Consider the following 13,824-nt stretch of genomic DNA (forward strand, 5'->3'; position numbering starts at 1 on the left):
CAGGCAACTCACTACTCACTCATTGTCAAATAGTGGTGAACCTGTCATTTCCTGTGGCTGTTTTACATTTAGTAATTTTAACATAGTTGGGGCAAGATCGGCTAAAATTCCACCATCTCGCAAGCTTATATCTGACTTTGTCACGATGACCGGCACTGGGTTGGTTGTATGGGCTGTCATTGGTTGGCCATCTAGCGTAACCACCTCATCCGAGTTTCCATGGTCAGCCGTAATGATTGCTGTTCCGCCTTTAGAAAGGATTGCCTCAACCACTCTTCCTAGACATTCGTCCACTGTTTCGATGGCCTTAATCGTTGGTTCGAGCAGCCCGCTATGCCCAACCATATCTGGATTGGCAAAGTTTAATATAATGGCATCGAATTTATCTGCTTCGATTTCTGCAACTAAGGCATCCGTCACTTCGTAGGCACTCATCTCAGGTTTTAGATCATATGTAGCAACCTTAGGTGAAGCAATTAAAATCCGTTCTTCTCCCGGGAATTTTTCTTCACGTCCACCACTCATAAAGAAGGTTACATGTGGGTATTTTTCAGTTTCAGCAATCCGCAGCTGCTTCAATCCACTTCTTGAAATAACTTCACCGACAGTATTCACTAAATCAATATTTTCAAACGCCACATCTGCATTTACATCCCCACTGTAATGTGTGAAGGTTACAAATTTCAAATTGGTCGGATGCTTTTCAGATAGCTTAAAACCGATAAACCGATCATTCGTGAATACTGTAGAAAGCTGAATGGCACGGTCAGGTCGGAAGTTAAAGAAAACAACCGCATCATTCGTATCCACTGTTGCAACAGGCTGTCCTTCTTCAGTGATGACAAAAGGAATGACAAACTCATCTGTTGCTTCTCTTTCATAAGAAGACTCTACCCCAATTTTGGCAGATGCCGCCGTTTGTCCAATACCATCAACTAGAGCGTTGTAGGTTAATTGAACACGTTCCCAACGTTTGTCGCGATCCATTGCATAGTAACGGCCATGAATGGAGGCGAATTTACCGACACCAATATCATTCATTTGTTTTTGCGTTTCTTCGATATATCCGATCGCCGTTGTTGGGCCCACATCACGGCCATCCAAGAAGCCATGCACATAAACCTCATCCAATCCATTTGCCTTGGCTAATCGGAGTAAGGCAAAAAGATGTTCATAATGGCTATGAACGCCGCCATCGGATAATAAGCCCATTAAATGAAGCTTTGAGTTATTTGCTTTTGCATACTCGACAGCAGCAATAAATTGCTCGTTTTTATGGAATTCGCCATCTCGAATTGCTTTATGAATACGAGTCAAACTTTGGTAGACAATTCGTCCTGCTCCAATGTTTAAGTGACCCACTTCTGAGTTGCCCATTTGACCTTCCGGCAGGCCAACTGCTTCCCCACTCGCAGTTAATGTAGAGTGGGGAAATTCTGCCCAGTAACGATCAAAATAAGGTTTCTTGCTTTGTGCAACAGCATTTCCGAAAGTTTCATCGCGAAATGCGAAGCCATCTAAAATAATTAATGCAACAGGTTGTTTAGGCATTGGTTTCCACGCCTCCAATATTTTATCCACTACTTGATGGTATTCTAGCTGTCACTAGCCAATTTAGACCAGTAATTACTGCACTTTGTTTAGTAATGCTAGATAAGAGTCTTGGTCCAGGCTTGCCCCACCTACAAGAGCTCCATCTATATGTTCTTTTGAAAGCAGTTCTTCAATATTTTCCGGTTTCACGCTGCCGCCATATTGTATACGAATACTTTCCGCTGTTTTTTTTCCGTAAAGTCCTTCTACTACGTCACGGATCTTGCCGCATACTGCATTCGCATCATCAGCCGTCGCTGTTTTTCCGGTACCGATCGCCCAGATTGGTTCATAGGCAATGACCATATGATTGACTTCTTCTGGTGTAAAACCTTCTAAAGCAGCGGTTACTTGAGAAGATACCTTCTCTTCGGTTTTCCCGGCTTCCCGTTCTTCCAGCGTTTCACCGCAGCAAATAATCGGCACGATGCCGTTCGTAAGGGCTGCTCTTACTTTTTTATTCACTGCTTCATCGGTTTCGTTGAAATACTCACGACGCTCTGAGTGTCCTAGTATCACATAGTCAACATTGATGGAAGCAAGCTGTGAAGGGCTTATTTCACCAGTAAAGGCGCCTTCATTTTCATAGTGCATATTTTGGGCACCGATTGCTAAATCCGTTTCCAACGCGATATCCACTAAAGCCGGCAGAAAAAGTGCTGGTGCACAGATGACAGCATCCACTTTCTCTTCGGATGGGATATTTTCGCGTACAGATTCTGCAAATTCTACTGCCTCGTCAAATGTCTTGAACATTTTCCAGTTTCCAGCAATGATAGGTTTACGCATGAAAATGCCTCCTTATTTATCGTTTAGGGATACAATTCCTGGAAGTGCTTTTCCTTCCATTAGTTCAAGTGAAGCTCCTCCACCTGTCGAAATGTGATTCATCTGGCTTGCTACCTCAAATTTCTCTACAGCCGCAGCCGAATCTCCACCACCGATAATCGTGTATCCTTCAGTATCCGCCATCGCTTGAGCAACAGTTTTCGTACCGTTTGCGAATTTGTCCATTTCGAATACACCCATCGGCCCATTCCAGATGATTAGTTTTGAGTCCTTGATAATTGATGCATAGTGTTCTGCTGTTTTAGGACCAATATCCAGACCCATCCAGTCTTCTGGAATTTCTTCTATATCAACGGTTTTCGTTTCCGCATCTTTGGAGAATTCGTTTGCAATCACCGCATCAATCGGCATATGAAGCTGCACGCCTTTTTCCTTTGCCTTTTCGATAAAGCTTTTCGCCAGGTCGATTTTATCTTCTTCCAATAACGATTTTCCGATTGAATGGCCCTGCGCTTTAATGAATGTAAAGGATAACCCGCCACCAATGATTAAGTGGTCTACTTTATCTAAAAGGTTTTCGATGACACCAATTTTATCCTTCACTTTTGCTCCACCAATAATCGCCGTAAATGGTCTTTCCGGATTAGATAATGCTTTTCCTAATACATCTAATTCCTTTTCCATTAGTAAGCCTGAAACTGCTGGGATATGTTTTGCAATTCCTTCTGTAGAAGCATGTGCACGATGGGCTGCTCCAAATGCATCATTCACATAAATGTCAGCTAATTTCGCAAAAGATTTTGATAACTCTTCATCGTTTTTCTCTTCACCTTTATGGAATCGGACATTCTCCAATAAGACGATGTCGCCTTCTTGCATGGTTGCAACTGTATTTTCTACTTCTGCACCAATGGATTCATCCAATTTGATCACTTGTTTACCAATTAGTTCTGATAAATGTTTGCCCACTTGCGTTAAACGCATATCTTCATTTACTTCGCCTTTTGGACGTCCTAAATGAGAAGCAAGGACTACTTTCGCTCCTGACTCCACCAGTTGTTTAATCGTCGGTATGGCTGCACGAATTCGTGTATCATCCGTAATTTCACCATTTTCCATCGGTACGTTGAAATCCACTCGTACAAATACTCGTTTACCTTTTACTTCTACATCATTCATCGTCTTCTTTAAAAACATTGAAGAAAACCCTCCTTCAAATAATGATTGCATTCACTTTTAGTTAACTATATTCAATGTCTCGCATTTGGCAGGAATAAAGCGTCTCCTTATATCCTATCTTTGCGAAACTTGAAAACTTGATTTAGCGCCTCACATGCGGCAAAGCGGTATCGATTTCATATGCGGATCTTTAAATTATCTTTTGCTTGTCCGCCTAAAAAAAAGCGATGGGTATTTTTATCCATCGCTTCCTTTACCCACCATTATTATAAATGGTAACAATTATAAAGGCTATACTTTTCACTTACTATAAGCTAAATATGTCATAACAAATAGACACATTGTGTTACTTCATAATAAAAAGTATGACACATTAAATTCTCACCATTTATACTGGGTACCTATTTTTGTGTAATATATAAAGCTAAATCCATTAAACGGTTTGAATAGCCTACTTCGTTATCATACCAAGCAAGTACTTTTACCATATTGTTATCCATCACCATTGTTGATAAACCATCCACTGTAGATGAATGAGGGTTGCCGTTATAGTCAATTGAAACAAGCGGCAATTCATTGTAATCTAGGATGCCCTTTAATTCTCCACCAGCTGCTTCTTTTAATACATTATTTACATCTTCAACAGTTACAGTATTATTTAACTCCACAACTAGGTCAACGCAAGATACGTTTGGTGTTGGTACTCGCATCGAGAAACCATCCAATTTTCCTTTTAACTGTGGAAGTACTTTTGAAACCGCCACTGCTGCACCTGTAGTTGTTGGAATCATTGATACCGCACCGGCACGTGCACGTCTAGGATCATCATGTGGGAAGTCCAGGATACGTTGGTCATTTGTATAAGAGTGAATTGTTGTCATCATGCCACGTTTAATGCCAAACTTCTCATCCAGAACTTTTGCCACTGGAGATAGACAGTTCGTTGTACATGATGCATTTGAAATGACATCTTCTGATGGCTGGTATTGTGTATGGTTTACGCCCATTACATAAGTCGGCATTTCGCCCTTTGCAGGAGCTGAAAGAATCGCTTTTTTCGCACCGGCCTGCACATGTTTTGAAACTTCTTCCATTGAGCGGAATCGGCCCGTTGACTCAATGACAACATCAATATCCAGCTCGCCCCATGGCAAGTCTGCAGGATTTTTTTCAGATAATACTTGAACTTTTACACCATCAACGATAAAAGCATTATCCTCCGATTGCACATCGGCATCGTAAACACCATGAACAGAATCGTATTTTAGAAGGTGAGCAAGTTGATGTGCATCCGATAGGTCATTTACTGCTACTACTTCAAATTCACTATTTTTGATTGCTTCACGAAATACCAGTCTACCAATACGTCCAAACCCGTTAATTGCAATTTTGATTGCCATAACAATTTCCTCCAAATAGATAATATTTTCTATATAAAACTTCTCTCAAGGCTACTATTGCCTATAAGAAAATAAATTAACCATAAATTCATGCCACTTTTCCTACCAAGAAGCTAATTTTCCAAAATGGCATTTGCTGCTCCTTCATCCGTAATCAGGATGGTTTGAGGGGCAGTTTCATTTTTAAAATACGCCTGAATTGCTTTTGCTTTAAGCGATCCACCCGCAACGGCAAGTATGTGTGGACTTTGCTTCACTTGTTCAAGCTGGATGCCAATCGTATTAATTCGGTATATTATTTCACCAGCTTCGTCAAAATAATAACCAAATGCTTCACCAACGGCATTTTTTTCATTTAACATCTTAATGATTGATTCGTTTGAATCTCGCCTGTGAGCCATTTCTTTTGCAGTCCCGATTCCATGAATGACAATATCAATATGGTCGTACAAATCGAGCACTTCCTTGACAATGGGTTCTTGAATCATCGTCGCAAAAGCTGTTTCGCTTAAATTTTCAGGCAAGTACAAGGTACGGAAATCCGCGCCACATTTTGAAGCAAATTGAGAAACGAGTGTATTTGCTTGTAGGTTCATTTCATTGCCAAGGCTCCCACGTGCTGCGACGAAAGTAAAGGTACTGAGTGATTTTGTTGGAGAGAGAAAGTTTGTTAAAGTAGCCACCGTACTTCCACCTGTAATCGCAACGGTAAAATCCTTTTTAGCGATTTTCATTAAATATTCGCTCGCCTCTTTACCTAAAAGCTGTTGACTGCTTGAATCACTATTAACATCACCAGGCACGATAATTACTTTTTTAATTCCTAGGATTTCAGCCAAATTCTTCTCTTTTTTACTGAGCCCAGAAACTTCCTGGAATGTTTCTTTTAGCTCTTCAAGAATTTCATACCCTTTACTCGTGCAAATCACGCCTTTTTGCGTCGTTTCAATTAGATTTTGATTGTTTAGCAATGTCATTTCATTACGAACAGTTCGTTCTGAAATATTCAACGTTTCCAGAATCATCCTTCGACCAATCGGACCAGCCACAGCAATTGTTTGCAGTATCCGGTATCTTAACTGAATGATCGACGATAGTTCCGGTACTAGGAGTTGAACGGCTTGCTGAGATTCATTGTTCAAGAAATACACCTGCAACTTTCAGTGGGGTCAATTATGTCCCTGCACAAACTTTTTGTCCCACTTAAATTAAAAAAATATTCTATACTTAGAGTATACATTTCTTCATGAGATTCTACAAATATTTCTGATTTTTTTTTTTATAAAGCACCCCTATTTTATGCCTGGAGCGCTTCATAAAGTGTGACATAATCCAGATTTCCATATTGAAGTATTTGGCCATCCTTCTCTACAACAGGAATCATGAGCATGTATTTCTCATGCAATGCTTCATTTTCTTCTATATTGATGATTTCTATTTCTAGTTGAAAATCACTTTGAAGCAGCTTTAAAGTCAATAATCCTTCCTCACATAAGGAACAACCTGGTCTTGAAAAATAATCTACTTTCACAATTGTTTCCTCCATACTAAATTCTCTTTTTTAAGAATCGCAAAATTCACCTGAATAATCAACTTGTAACTACACAAACTATATTCGTACGTTTTTGTACACTAAAATCTGGGAGGAATTAAATTATGGACAATCAATTCATGAATGAATCTCAAGCAACTCAAGGAAATATGCCACTTTCAATGAATCATGGTGCACATGAAGTATTAGACGTACACGAGGTCCTAAGTGCTTCTATAGGTGCAATGAATACGTTTATCTTCTTCCGTCCTCATGTACAAGACCAAGAACTTATGAATATCTTGGACAGACAATATGCTTTTATGTTGGACGAGTATAATATTACGGCTGAATGTTTCAAAACTGGACAAGATCCAAGCCACCCTACACGTTCTTATAAAATGCAAATGGGCAACGACACAAATTACGGCTTAACAGCAAGCCAACCGAAGAAGCCAATGACTTCAGCTAATGAAATTAATGACGGCATTATCTCTGGCTTCTTATTAGCCTGCCATAAGACGGCTGCTACTGGTAAAACAACTGCCGCTCTTGAATCAACAAACCCAGTTGTACGTCGCGTATTACAGGACTCTATTCAAAACTGTATCGAAATGGCTTACGAATTATCACTTTACCAAAACAAAAAAGGGTTATATCAAGTTCCACAACTTTCTCCGGCAGACATGCAAACGATGTTAAATATGTACGGTCAGGCTGATAAAGCGAAAGATATGCCTAACTAAGAAAAGCGCAAGCGCCCTGCTTAGTCCACACTTTTCAAAAAATATATACTTATTCATTAATAACGAAAAAATCCATTTGATGTTTGTTCATCAAATGGATCTTTTTTATAGGACTTTCCCTAAGAATGCTTTTGTTCGCTCATTTTTAGGAGCATCAAAAATTACTTCTGGTTTTTCTTGTTCAACAATGTAGCCGCCATCCATAAACACGACACGGTCTGCAACCTCACGGGCAAACCCCATTTCATGAGTTACCACTACCATCGTCATCCCTTCGAGCGCCAACTGCTTCATAACATCCAGTACTTCCTTTACCATTTCTGGATCTAGTGCCGATGTTGGTTCGTCAAATAACATGACTTTAGGTTTCATCGCAAGGGCACGAGCAATTGCAACACGTTGTTGTTGTCCACCTGAAAGCTGCTCTGGATAATTATAGGCTTTTTCTTTCAGTCCAACTTTAGCCAACAATTCAAATGCTAAGTTTTCAGCATCACTTTTTGACAATTTACGTATGGACATAGGTGCCATCGTAATGTTTTCCATCACGGTCATATGAGGAAATAGGTTGAATTGCTGGAACACCATTCCAACCTCTGTCCGAATCAAGTTAATATCGGTTTTAGGGTCATTCACTTTAACGCCTTCTATATAGATGGCGCCATCGGTAATTTCCTCCAATAAATTGATGCATCTTAGAAATGTACTTTTACCCGATCCCGATGGACCAATAACACATACTACTTCTTTCTCACGAACCTCATAGCTAATACCTTTTAACACTTCCAAATGGCCAAAAGATTTAGTTAAGTTTTCTACTTTGATCATACGCCAAGTCCGCCCTTCTGCTTTCTACGCGGATTATAGCTATTGCTAAATCTTTTCTCCACATATGCAATCAGCTTTGTTAATAGATAAGTTAGGACTAAATACATCAGTGCCGCTACCAAGTATGGTTCCCAGAAACGTTGGTAGGCTCCCGCCACTACTTTAGCCGCATATAAAATATCGCTTGCCGCAATAACTGTTACTAGAGAAGAATCCTTTAGCAATGCAATGAATTCATTTCCTAAAGGCGGTATCATTCTACGAAAAGCCTGTGGCAAAATAATTTTGCGCATTGCTTGATTTTGCGTTAATCCTAACGAACGAGCCGCTTCCATTTGCCCTTTATCAATCGATTGAATCCCTGCTCGAATAATTTCTGCATTATAAGCAGCACTATTTAATATTAGAGCGGTAATACCTGACACCATAAATCCAAACGATTGTCCGAACACTGCTGGAATAAACGCTAAATGGATGATTAAAATTTGAACAAGCATCGGTGTACCGCGAAATAGATCCACATATAGTTTGGATGGCCAATAAATCCACTTCTTTTTGGACGTTTCGCCCAGCCCTAATAACACCCCCAGGATGATACCACCGATATATCCACTAATTGTTAGTACGAGCGTTACCCATAGTCCACGCAAAAATAATTCACGGTAGTTCCAGATTATGTCCCAGCGTAGGTCAAAGATGTCCATCTGAAACACACCTCCAATCATTCATTATTCGATCTCTTGACCTGTAATTTCTGCTAACTTACCATTCTCTTTGATCTTTTTAATTCCATCGTTTAATAGTTTTAATACTTCTTCGTTCCCTTTTTTCACCATCAAACCATAGTACTCTTTTTCAAAACTTTCATCTTCGATAACTTTAATTGGGGCATCTGGATTATTTTTTAGGTACTCCATGATCACTGTATTATCTCCTATTGCAGCATCAGCAGTGCCATTAATTACTTCTTGGTATGCAATAGGTTGATTTTCATATGCCAGAATATCCGGGTTTGTTTGACCTAATACTTTTTGTGCAGCTACGTGAGAAGTAGAATTGATCTGCACCGATACTTTTTTGCCTTTTAAATCTTCTATTGAAGTGATGTCTGTATTGTCCTCAGGAACGACAATCATTAAAGTCGCTTCAAAGTAAGGGTCCGTGAAATCATACGTTTCTTTTCTTTCATCAGTAATTGTGATCCCGGCAGCCCCAAAGTCTAATTCCCCTGTCGTGATTTGAGAGAAAACTGGTTCCCATCCAACATTTTTCAATTCATATTCAAAGCCCATTTCTTCTGAAATCGCATCTAATACATCTACGTCAATTCCAACAATATTGCCGTTATCATCCATTGATTCGAAGGGTGCGAAAGTTGCCTCTGTTCCTCCTACTAATTTAGTAGTTCCATCGCCGCTATCATTACCACTCGTTTCACTTCCTGTTCCACAAGCAGCTAAAAGTATTGAAGCCGCAGCAATTGGTGTAATCAATGAAAATAGCTTTTTCTTTTTTAACATTGTAATTCCCCCTAAAGTTTATATTTTTTCTATTTAACTATTCAGATTCTTCTAAAATCGGAAAATATGTTTATAATTATACAAACTTATTAATATTTAAACAATACCTTTTTTAAAAATATACTTCTGCTTGCTTACACTTACATGCGAGGAGTATAAAACTTGTATATGGAAGTAAGTATTCCGATTGTTCTCTCTACACAAAATGCTCCTTAATATATATGTTTACTTAAGTGGTTTGTATGAATAGTCCGCACATTCAAGTTAAATACTCTCTATAAAAGTGGTTAATCGTTTTCATAAGAACAAAAAAATGACCCAAAAAGTTTTTGCAAACTTTTTGAGCCATTCTTTTTCTTATAGTATCAAACCTCAAACAAAACCAAACACTAGATCATAACTTATAAAAATTTTATATGAAAAGATTGGTAATGATAGTTTAAAGAGAATGAATTTGGGATAAAATGAATTGGTACAGTAATTGCATTTTATCCCGTATCTTTCATTCCCTCTGGATTCTATTATGCTGCTAAACTAATAGGATCCATGGAAGGTCTACCTTATTAAAATTTATAGTTGAAACAGTAAAATGGCGCCCTCGGAGGGAATCGAACCCCCAGCGGAAGAACCGGAATCTTCTGTGTTATCCATTACACCACGAGGACATTTTATAGTAGGAAAACTTACTCGTAACGCTGAAAATAGAAATCGTTCTTCATTTACATAGACTTGAAGTGCTTTAGGACATTCCGCCATTGTAAAATAAGACTTTTCTATTATACAAATGTATACAGGGTAATTCAACTACTAAATGATAGTTAAATTTGATTATATTGTGTCTATTTAATGAAAGGTTTAATCAATTTATTTTAACTAATGAAAATAAAAGCAACTAAAATTTTTCTTTACTTCTTATTTTAAGCATGGGTCATAGAATAATAGCGGATACAAACTTGCAATATTTTGTTAAGGATAGTGGTTTATATTTGACCTTCCTTGACTATTCTGTGTATGATATGTGTACAGCTAAAAGGCAATTCTTTTAGCATTAAGCTAACGATTAAATCTTTTTAAGGAGGATTTACAATGAATTTAATTCCTACAGTTATTGAACAAACAAGCCGCGGAGAACGTGCATATGACATTTATTCTCGTCTTTTAAAAGACCGCATCATCTTATTGGGCAGTGCGATCGACGATAATGTCGCTAACTCTATTGTTGCACAATTATTATTCTTAACAGCAGAAGATCCAGATAAAGATATTTCTTTATACATTAACTCACCAGGTGGATCAATCACTGCAGGTATGGCTATTTACGATACTATGCAATTTATCAAGCCACAAGTATCTACAATTTGTATCGGAATGGCAGCATCAATGGGTGCCTTCCTACTTGCAGCTGGTGAACCAGGTAAACGTTTTGCATTGCCAAATGCAGAAGTTATGATTCACCAACCATTAGGTGGCGCTCAAGGTCAAGCAACTGAAATTGAGATTGCTGCAAAACGCATTCTATTCTTGCGTGATAAATTGAACAACATCTTAGCGGAACGCACTGGTCAACCATTAGAAACAATTGCTAAGGATACGGACCGCGATAATTTCATGACTGCTGAAACTGCGAAAGAATATGGTCTGATCGACAGCATCATTACTCGCATTGAAGATAAATAAGAAGTACAAAAGGTGAAGAGGATATAATTCCTTTTCACCTTTTTTTTGCAAAATTAAAGAAGTTGAATACCTATTTTTTAGAACTAACTAAAAAAACGTGTAGATAAAGTCGATTATCGACTTTGCCTACACTCTAACTATCTCTTGCCTTACCTTGCTAGCGTTTACAATAGAGTACAGCTTATTCTTCTCTTTGAATAAGTGATACTAGTCCATCTACGGCTTCTTGCTCGTCTTTTCCCTCAGCAATTAGAGTAATTGTTGTTCCTCTTGCTATGGCTAAACTCATAATCCCCATAATAGACTTAGCATTTACTTTTTTCTCGTCTTTTTGTAAATACACTTCAGATTTGAATCGATTGGCTTCCTGCACAAACAATGCCGCTTGTCTTGCCTGCAAGCCCGATTTCAATTTTACTTCCACATTGGTTTCAACCATTTATGATACTCCCTTTCAAACCGTTCATATATATACATTTATCTTATCTAAATTGTATGAAAAGAACAACGATAGAATCCTGCAATTTTGAAAACTTCAGTAAAATTTACATTTGTTGTCATTATTTTGTGAATTCGAGCGTTATTTAATGGTTTCTCCACGTCTTAGGCTATCTGCAATTTCATCAATCTTACGCAATCGATGGTTTACACCTGACTTACTTACTGCACCGGTAGAAACCATTTCCCCAAGTTCTTTTAATGTTACATCTTGATATTCAACTCGAAGCCTAGCAATTTCCCTTAATTTTTCCGGCAGCTGATCTAAGCCAATTGCGTTTTCAATAAAGCGAATGTTCTCAACTTGACGAATGGCCGCCCCGATTGTCTTATTTAGATTTGCTGTTTCACAGTTCACAATCCGGTTTACACTATTTCGCATATCACGCAAAATACGTACATCCTCAAACTTCAGCATGGCCTGTACGGCTCCAACAATTCCCAAAAAATCAGATATTTTTTCAGCTTCTTTCAAGTAAGTTACAAAGCCTTTTTTTCGTTCGATGGTTTTGGCGTTTAAGTTAAATCTGTTCATCAATTCTGCCAAGGCTTCACCATGTTCTTTATATAATGAATATATTTCTAGATGATAGGCTGAAGTTTCAGGGTTGTTAACAGAGCCACCTGCTAAAAACGCACCACGTAAATATGCCCTTTTTTCATCTCTATTTGAAAGTAATGAAGTAGAGAGGGAATGATTTAGTTGAAAGTCTTCAGATAGTATATCTAAATCTGCTAATAGTTCACGGGCACCGTCACGAACACGGCAAATGTAAACATTGTTTTTCTTTAAGCGCATTTTTTTTCGAACTAGCAATTCTACATTATATGGATATAGCTTTTTGACAATTGTATAGAGTCTTCTCGCAATTGCTGCATTTTCAGTCTGTACATCAAGACTGAGCTGTCTATTTGTAAAGGATAATGTTCCATTCATGCGAATAAGAGCAGAAACCTCTGCCTTTAAACAATTATCATTGGATTCTAGTTGCGTTAATTCCTTTTTCGTTTCGGAAGCAAATGACATCTTTTTCCCCCCTTTCACTATGTATGAAAACTATCATACCATACAATCTAAATTTGAAACCTTGTATGTTTTTTACATTCTCGTCAATGTGTAGTCATAAAGCCACTTGGCAATTTTATTTGATTCATGGCGAACAACGCCAGATTGGATCGTGGCAATCTCTTTTTTTATCACCTCGAGGCCCATATTTTCTAACCTCTCGATATCAAACAACACAGGTTCTGCATTCTCTTCTTTATAGTTTTCTCTAATTGGAGATGGTAATTCGATATCATTTACTAGAATTGCATCTAAACAAGGTTTTCCCACATGATCATAGATTGCCTGGACATGATCGGTAGCACGGTATCGCATTGTCTCGCCTTGCTGCGTCATCAGATTGCAAATGTAAATCCTCTTCCCTTTTGCTTTTACTAAGGCCTTCCCAATTTGTTTTACGATTAAATTAGGAATAATGCTAGTGTATAAACTTCCTGGTCCAACCAGGATAAAATCAGCTTTTTCAATTGCCCGAATTGCTTCAGGAAGCGGTTTCACATCTCCTGGAACTAAAAAAACACGTTTAATCGGCAATTTGGAATTAGGAATTTTCGATTCTCCTTCAATAATTGAACCGTCGACCAGTTCAGCATGCAGTGCTATTTTTTTATTTGCTGCGGGCAATACTTTCCCGTGGACCTTTAATACTTTGCTCATTTCTGCAATGGCATGGCTAAAATCACCTGTAATGTCAGTTAGAGCAGTGAGCATTAAATTTCCCAACGAATGCCCCCCCAAGTCCTCGGACTCCGAAAATCGATACTGAAACATTTGCTCAACAAATGGCTCTATATCAGACAGTGCAGCAATTACATTCCGGATATCACCAGGCGGCGGAATATCATAGTCATCACGCAGGCGACCCGAAGAGCCTCCATCATCTGCAACTGTGACAATTGCAGTAATGTCAAACGGATAGTTTTTCAACCCGCGCAACATCGTCGATAGGCCAGTGCCCCCTCCTATGACTACGATATTGGTTTTCTGTTTCTTCATT

Annotated in this window: 14 protein-coding genes and 1 tRNA gene; 2 read left to right on the forward strand and 13 right to left on the reverse strand. The window is 38.6% G+C overall.

Going from position 1 to position 13,824, the window contains the following annotated elements; translation table 11 throughout:
- Positions 1 to 15 precede the first annotated feature (15 nt).
- From gpmI to ACFQU5_RS19900, 6 genes are all read right to left on the reverse strand, one after another.
- Positions 16 to 1,551, reverse strand: coding sequence for a 2,3-bisphosphoglycerate-independent phosphoglycerate mutase (gene gpmI / locus ACFQU5_RS19875; protein WP_390291926.1), 1,536 nt, complete (start codon positions 1,549 to 1,551; stop codon positions 16 to 18).
- 75 nt (positions 1,552 to 1,626) lie between these two features.
- Positions 1,627 to 2,382 carry a triose-phosphate isomerase gene (gene tpiA / locus ACFQU5_RS19880; RefSeq protein ID WP_390291928.1) on the reverse strand — a complete coding sequence of 252 codons (756 nt, stop codon included), beginning with the start codon at positions 2,380 to 2,382 and terminating at the stop codon, positions 1,627 to 1,629.
- A 12-nt stretch (positions 2,383 to 2,394) separates the two neighbouring features.
- Entirely contained in the window at positions 2,395 to 3,579 is a 1,185-nt protein-coding gene (locus tag ACFQU5_RS19885) for a phosphoglycerate kinase (RefSeq protein ID WP_390291930.1), read from the reverse strand.
- Between the two features lie 383 nt (positions 3,580 to 3,962).
- Positions 3,963 to 4,961, reverse strand: a complete 999-nt coding sequence (gap, locus tag ACFQU5_RS19890; RefSeq protein WP_390291932.1) for a type I glyceraldehyde-3-phosphate dehydrogenase — start codon at positions 4,959 to 4,961, stop codon at positions 3,963 to 3,965.
- Between the two features lie 113 nt (positions 4,962 to 5,074).
- Positions 5,075 to 6,103 carry a sugar-binding transcriptional regulator gene (locus ACFQU5_RS19895; protein WP_390291934.1) on the reverse strand — a complete coding sequence of 343 codons (1,029 nt, stop codon included), beginning with the start codon at positions 6,101 to 6,103 and terminating at the stop codon, positions 5,075 to 5,077.
- Positions 6,104 to 6,258: 155 nt separating this feature from the next.
- A complete protein-coding gene (locus ACFQU5_RS19900) occupies positions 6,259 to 6,492 on the reverse strand; it encodes a glutaredoxin family protein (RefSeq protein WP_390291936.1) in 234 nt (77 codons plus the stop codon).
- A 125-nt stretch (positions 6,493 to 6,617) separates the two neighbouring features.
- Here ACFQU5_RS19900 and ACFQU5_RS19905 point away from each other — a divergent pair, with 125 nt between their 5' ends.
- Positions 6,618 to 7,238, forward strand: a complete 621-nt coding sequence (locus ACFQU5_RS19905) for a spore coat protein (RefSeq protein ID WP_390291938.1) — start codon at positions 6,618 to 6,620, stop codon at positions 7,236 to 7,238.
- Positions 7,239 to 7,343: 105 nt separating this feature from the next.
- Here ACFQU5_RS19905 and ACFQU5_RS19910 read toward each other — a convergent pair whose 3' ends face one another.
- The 4 genes from ACFQU5_RS19910 to ACFQU5_RS19925 all read right to left on the reverse strand — a co-directional run bounded on the left by ACFQU5_RS19910 (position 7,344) and on the right by ACFQU5_RS19925 (position 10,251).
- Positions 7,344 to 8,066, reverse strand: coding sequence for an amino acid ABC transporter ATP-binding protein (locus ACFQU5_RS19910; RefSeq protein ID WP_390291939.1), 723 nt, complete (start codon positions 8,064 to 8,066; stop codon positions 7,344 to 7,346).
- On the reverse strand, positions 8,063 to 8,770 hold the full coding sequence (locus ACFQU5_RS19915; protein WP_390291941.1) for an amino acid ABC transporter permease: 708 nt from the start codon (positions 8,768 to 8,770) through the stop codon (positions 8,063 to 8,065). The genes ACFQU5_RS19910 and ACFQU5_RS19915 overlap by 4 nt, the downstream gene beginning before the upstream one ends.
- 24 nt (positions 8,771 to 8,794) lie before the next feature.
- Positions 8,795 to 9,586 carry a basic amino acid ABC transporter substrate-binding protein gene (locus ACFQU5_RS19920; RefSeq protein ID WP_390291943.1) on the reverse strand — a complete coding sequence of 264 codons (792 nt, stop codon included), beginning with the start codon at positions 9,584 to 9,586 and terminating at the stop codon, positions 8,795 to 8,797.
- 590 nt (positions 9,587 to 10,176) lie between these two features.
- Positions 10,177 to 10,251, reverse strand: a tRNA-Arg gene (locus ACFQU5_RS19925).
- 421 nt (positions 10,252 to 10,672) lie between these two features.
- On the opposite strand from ACFQU5_RS19925, the gene clpP reads away from it, so the two are divergent.
- Positions 10,673 to 11,263, forward strand: coding sequence for an ATP-dependent Clp endopeptidase proteolytic subunit ClpP (clpP, locus tag ACFQU5_RS19930; RefSeq protein ID WP_390291945.1), 591 nt, complete (start codon positions 10,673 to 10,675; stop codon positions 11,261 to 11,263).
- A 181-nt stretch (positions 11,264 to 11,444) separates the two neighbouring features.
- Here clpP and ACFQU5_RS19935 read toward each other — a convergent pair whose 3' ends face one another.
- The 3 genes from ACFQU5_RS19935 to ACFQU5_RS19945 all read right to left on the reverse strand — a co-directional run bounded on the left by ACFQU5_RS19935 (position 11,445) and on the right by ACFQU5_RS19945 (position 13,823).
- On the reverse strand, positions 11,445 to 11,702 hold the full coding sequence (locus tag ACFQU5_RS19935) for an HPr family phosphocarrier protein (protein ID WP_282991258.1): 258 nt from the start codon (positions 11,700 to 11,702) through the stop codon (positions 11,445 to 11,447).
- A 141-nt stretch (positions 11,703 to 11,843) separates the two neighbouring features.
- Entirely contained in the window at positions 11,844 to 12,788 is a 945-nt protein-coding gene (gene whiA, locus ACFQU5_RS19940; RefSeq protein ID WP_390291947.1) for a DNA-binding protein WhiA, read from the reverse strand.
- A gap of 72 nt (positions 12,789 to 12,860) precedes the next feature.
- Positions 12,861 to 13,823 carry a gluconeogenesis factor YvcK family protein gene (locus ACFQU5_RS19945; protein WP_390291949.1) on the reverse strand — a complete coding sequence of 321 codons (963 nt, stop codon included), beginning with the start codon at positions 13,821 to 13,823 and terminating at the stop codon, positions 12,861 to 12,863.
- Position 13,824: the final 1 nt, after the last annotated feature.

The organism is Ureibacillus sp. GCM10028918 (assembly GCF_042666115.1).
Lineage (GTDB): Bacteria > Bacillota > Bacilli > Bacillales_A > Planococcaceae > Ureibacillus.

Bases quoted from the DNA above. Each gene is read 5' to 3' on its own strand.
- clpP (WP_390291945.1), top strand. From the start codon at position 10,673: ATGAATTTAATTCCTACAGTTATTGAACAAACAAGCCGCGGAGAACGT.
- ACFQU5_RS19905 (WP_390291938.1), top strand. From the start codon at position 6,618: ATGGACAATCAATTCATGAATGAATCTCAAGCAACTCAAGGAAATATG.
- ACFQU5_RS19945 (WP_390291949.1), bottom strand. From the start codon at position 13,823: ATGAAGAAACAGAAAACCAATATCGTAGTCATAGGAGGGGGCACTGGC.
- ACFQU5_RS19935 (WP_282991258.1), bottom strand. From the start codon at position 11,702: ATGGTTGAAACCAATGTGGAAGTAAAATTGAAATCGGGCTTGCAGGCA.
- gpmI (WP_390291926.1), bottom strand. From the start codon at position 1,551: ATGCCTAAACAACCTGTTGCATTAATTATTTTAGATGGCTTCGCATTT.
- ACFQU5_RS19910 (WP_390291939.1), bottom strand. From the start codon at position 8,066: ATGATCAAAGTAGAAAACTTAACTAAATCTTTTGGCCATTTGGAAGTG.
- whiA (WP_390291947.1), bottom strand. From the start codon at position 12,788: ATGTCATTTGCTTCCGAAACGAAAAAGGAATTAACGCAACTAGAATCC.
- ACFQU5_RS19920 (WP_390291943.1), bottom strand. From the start codon at position 9,586: ATGTTAAAAAAGAAAAAGCTATTTTCATTGATTACACCAATTGCTGCG.
- tpiA (WP_390291928.1), bottom strand. From the start codon at position 2,382: ATGCGTAAACCTATCATTGCTGGAAACTGGAAAATGTTCAAGACATTT.
- ACFQU5_RS19885 (WP_390291930.1), bottom strand. From the start codon at position 3,579: ATGTTTTTAAAGAAGACGATGAATGATGTAGAAGTAAAAGGTAAACGA.
- ACFQU5_RS19915 (WP_390291941.1), bottom strand. From the start codon at position 8,770: ATGGACATCTTTGACCTACGCTGGGACATAATCTGGAACTACCGTGAA.
- gap (WP_390291932.1), bottom strand. From the start codon at position 4,961: ATGGCAATCAAAATTGCAATTAACGGGTTTGGACGTATTGGTAGACTG.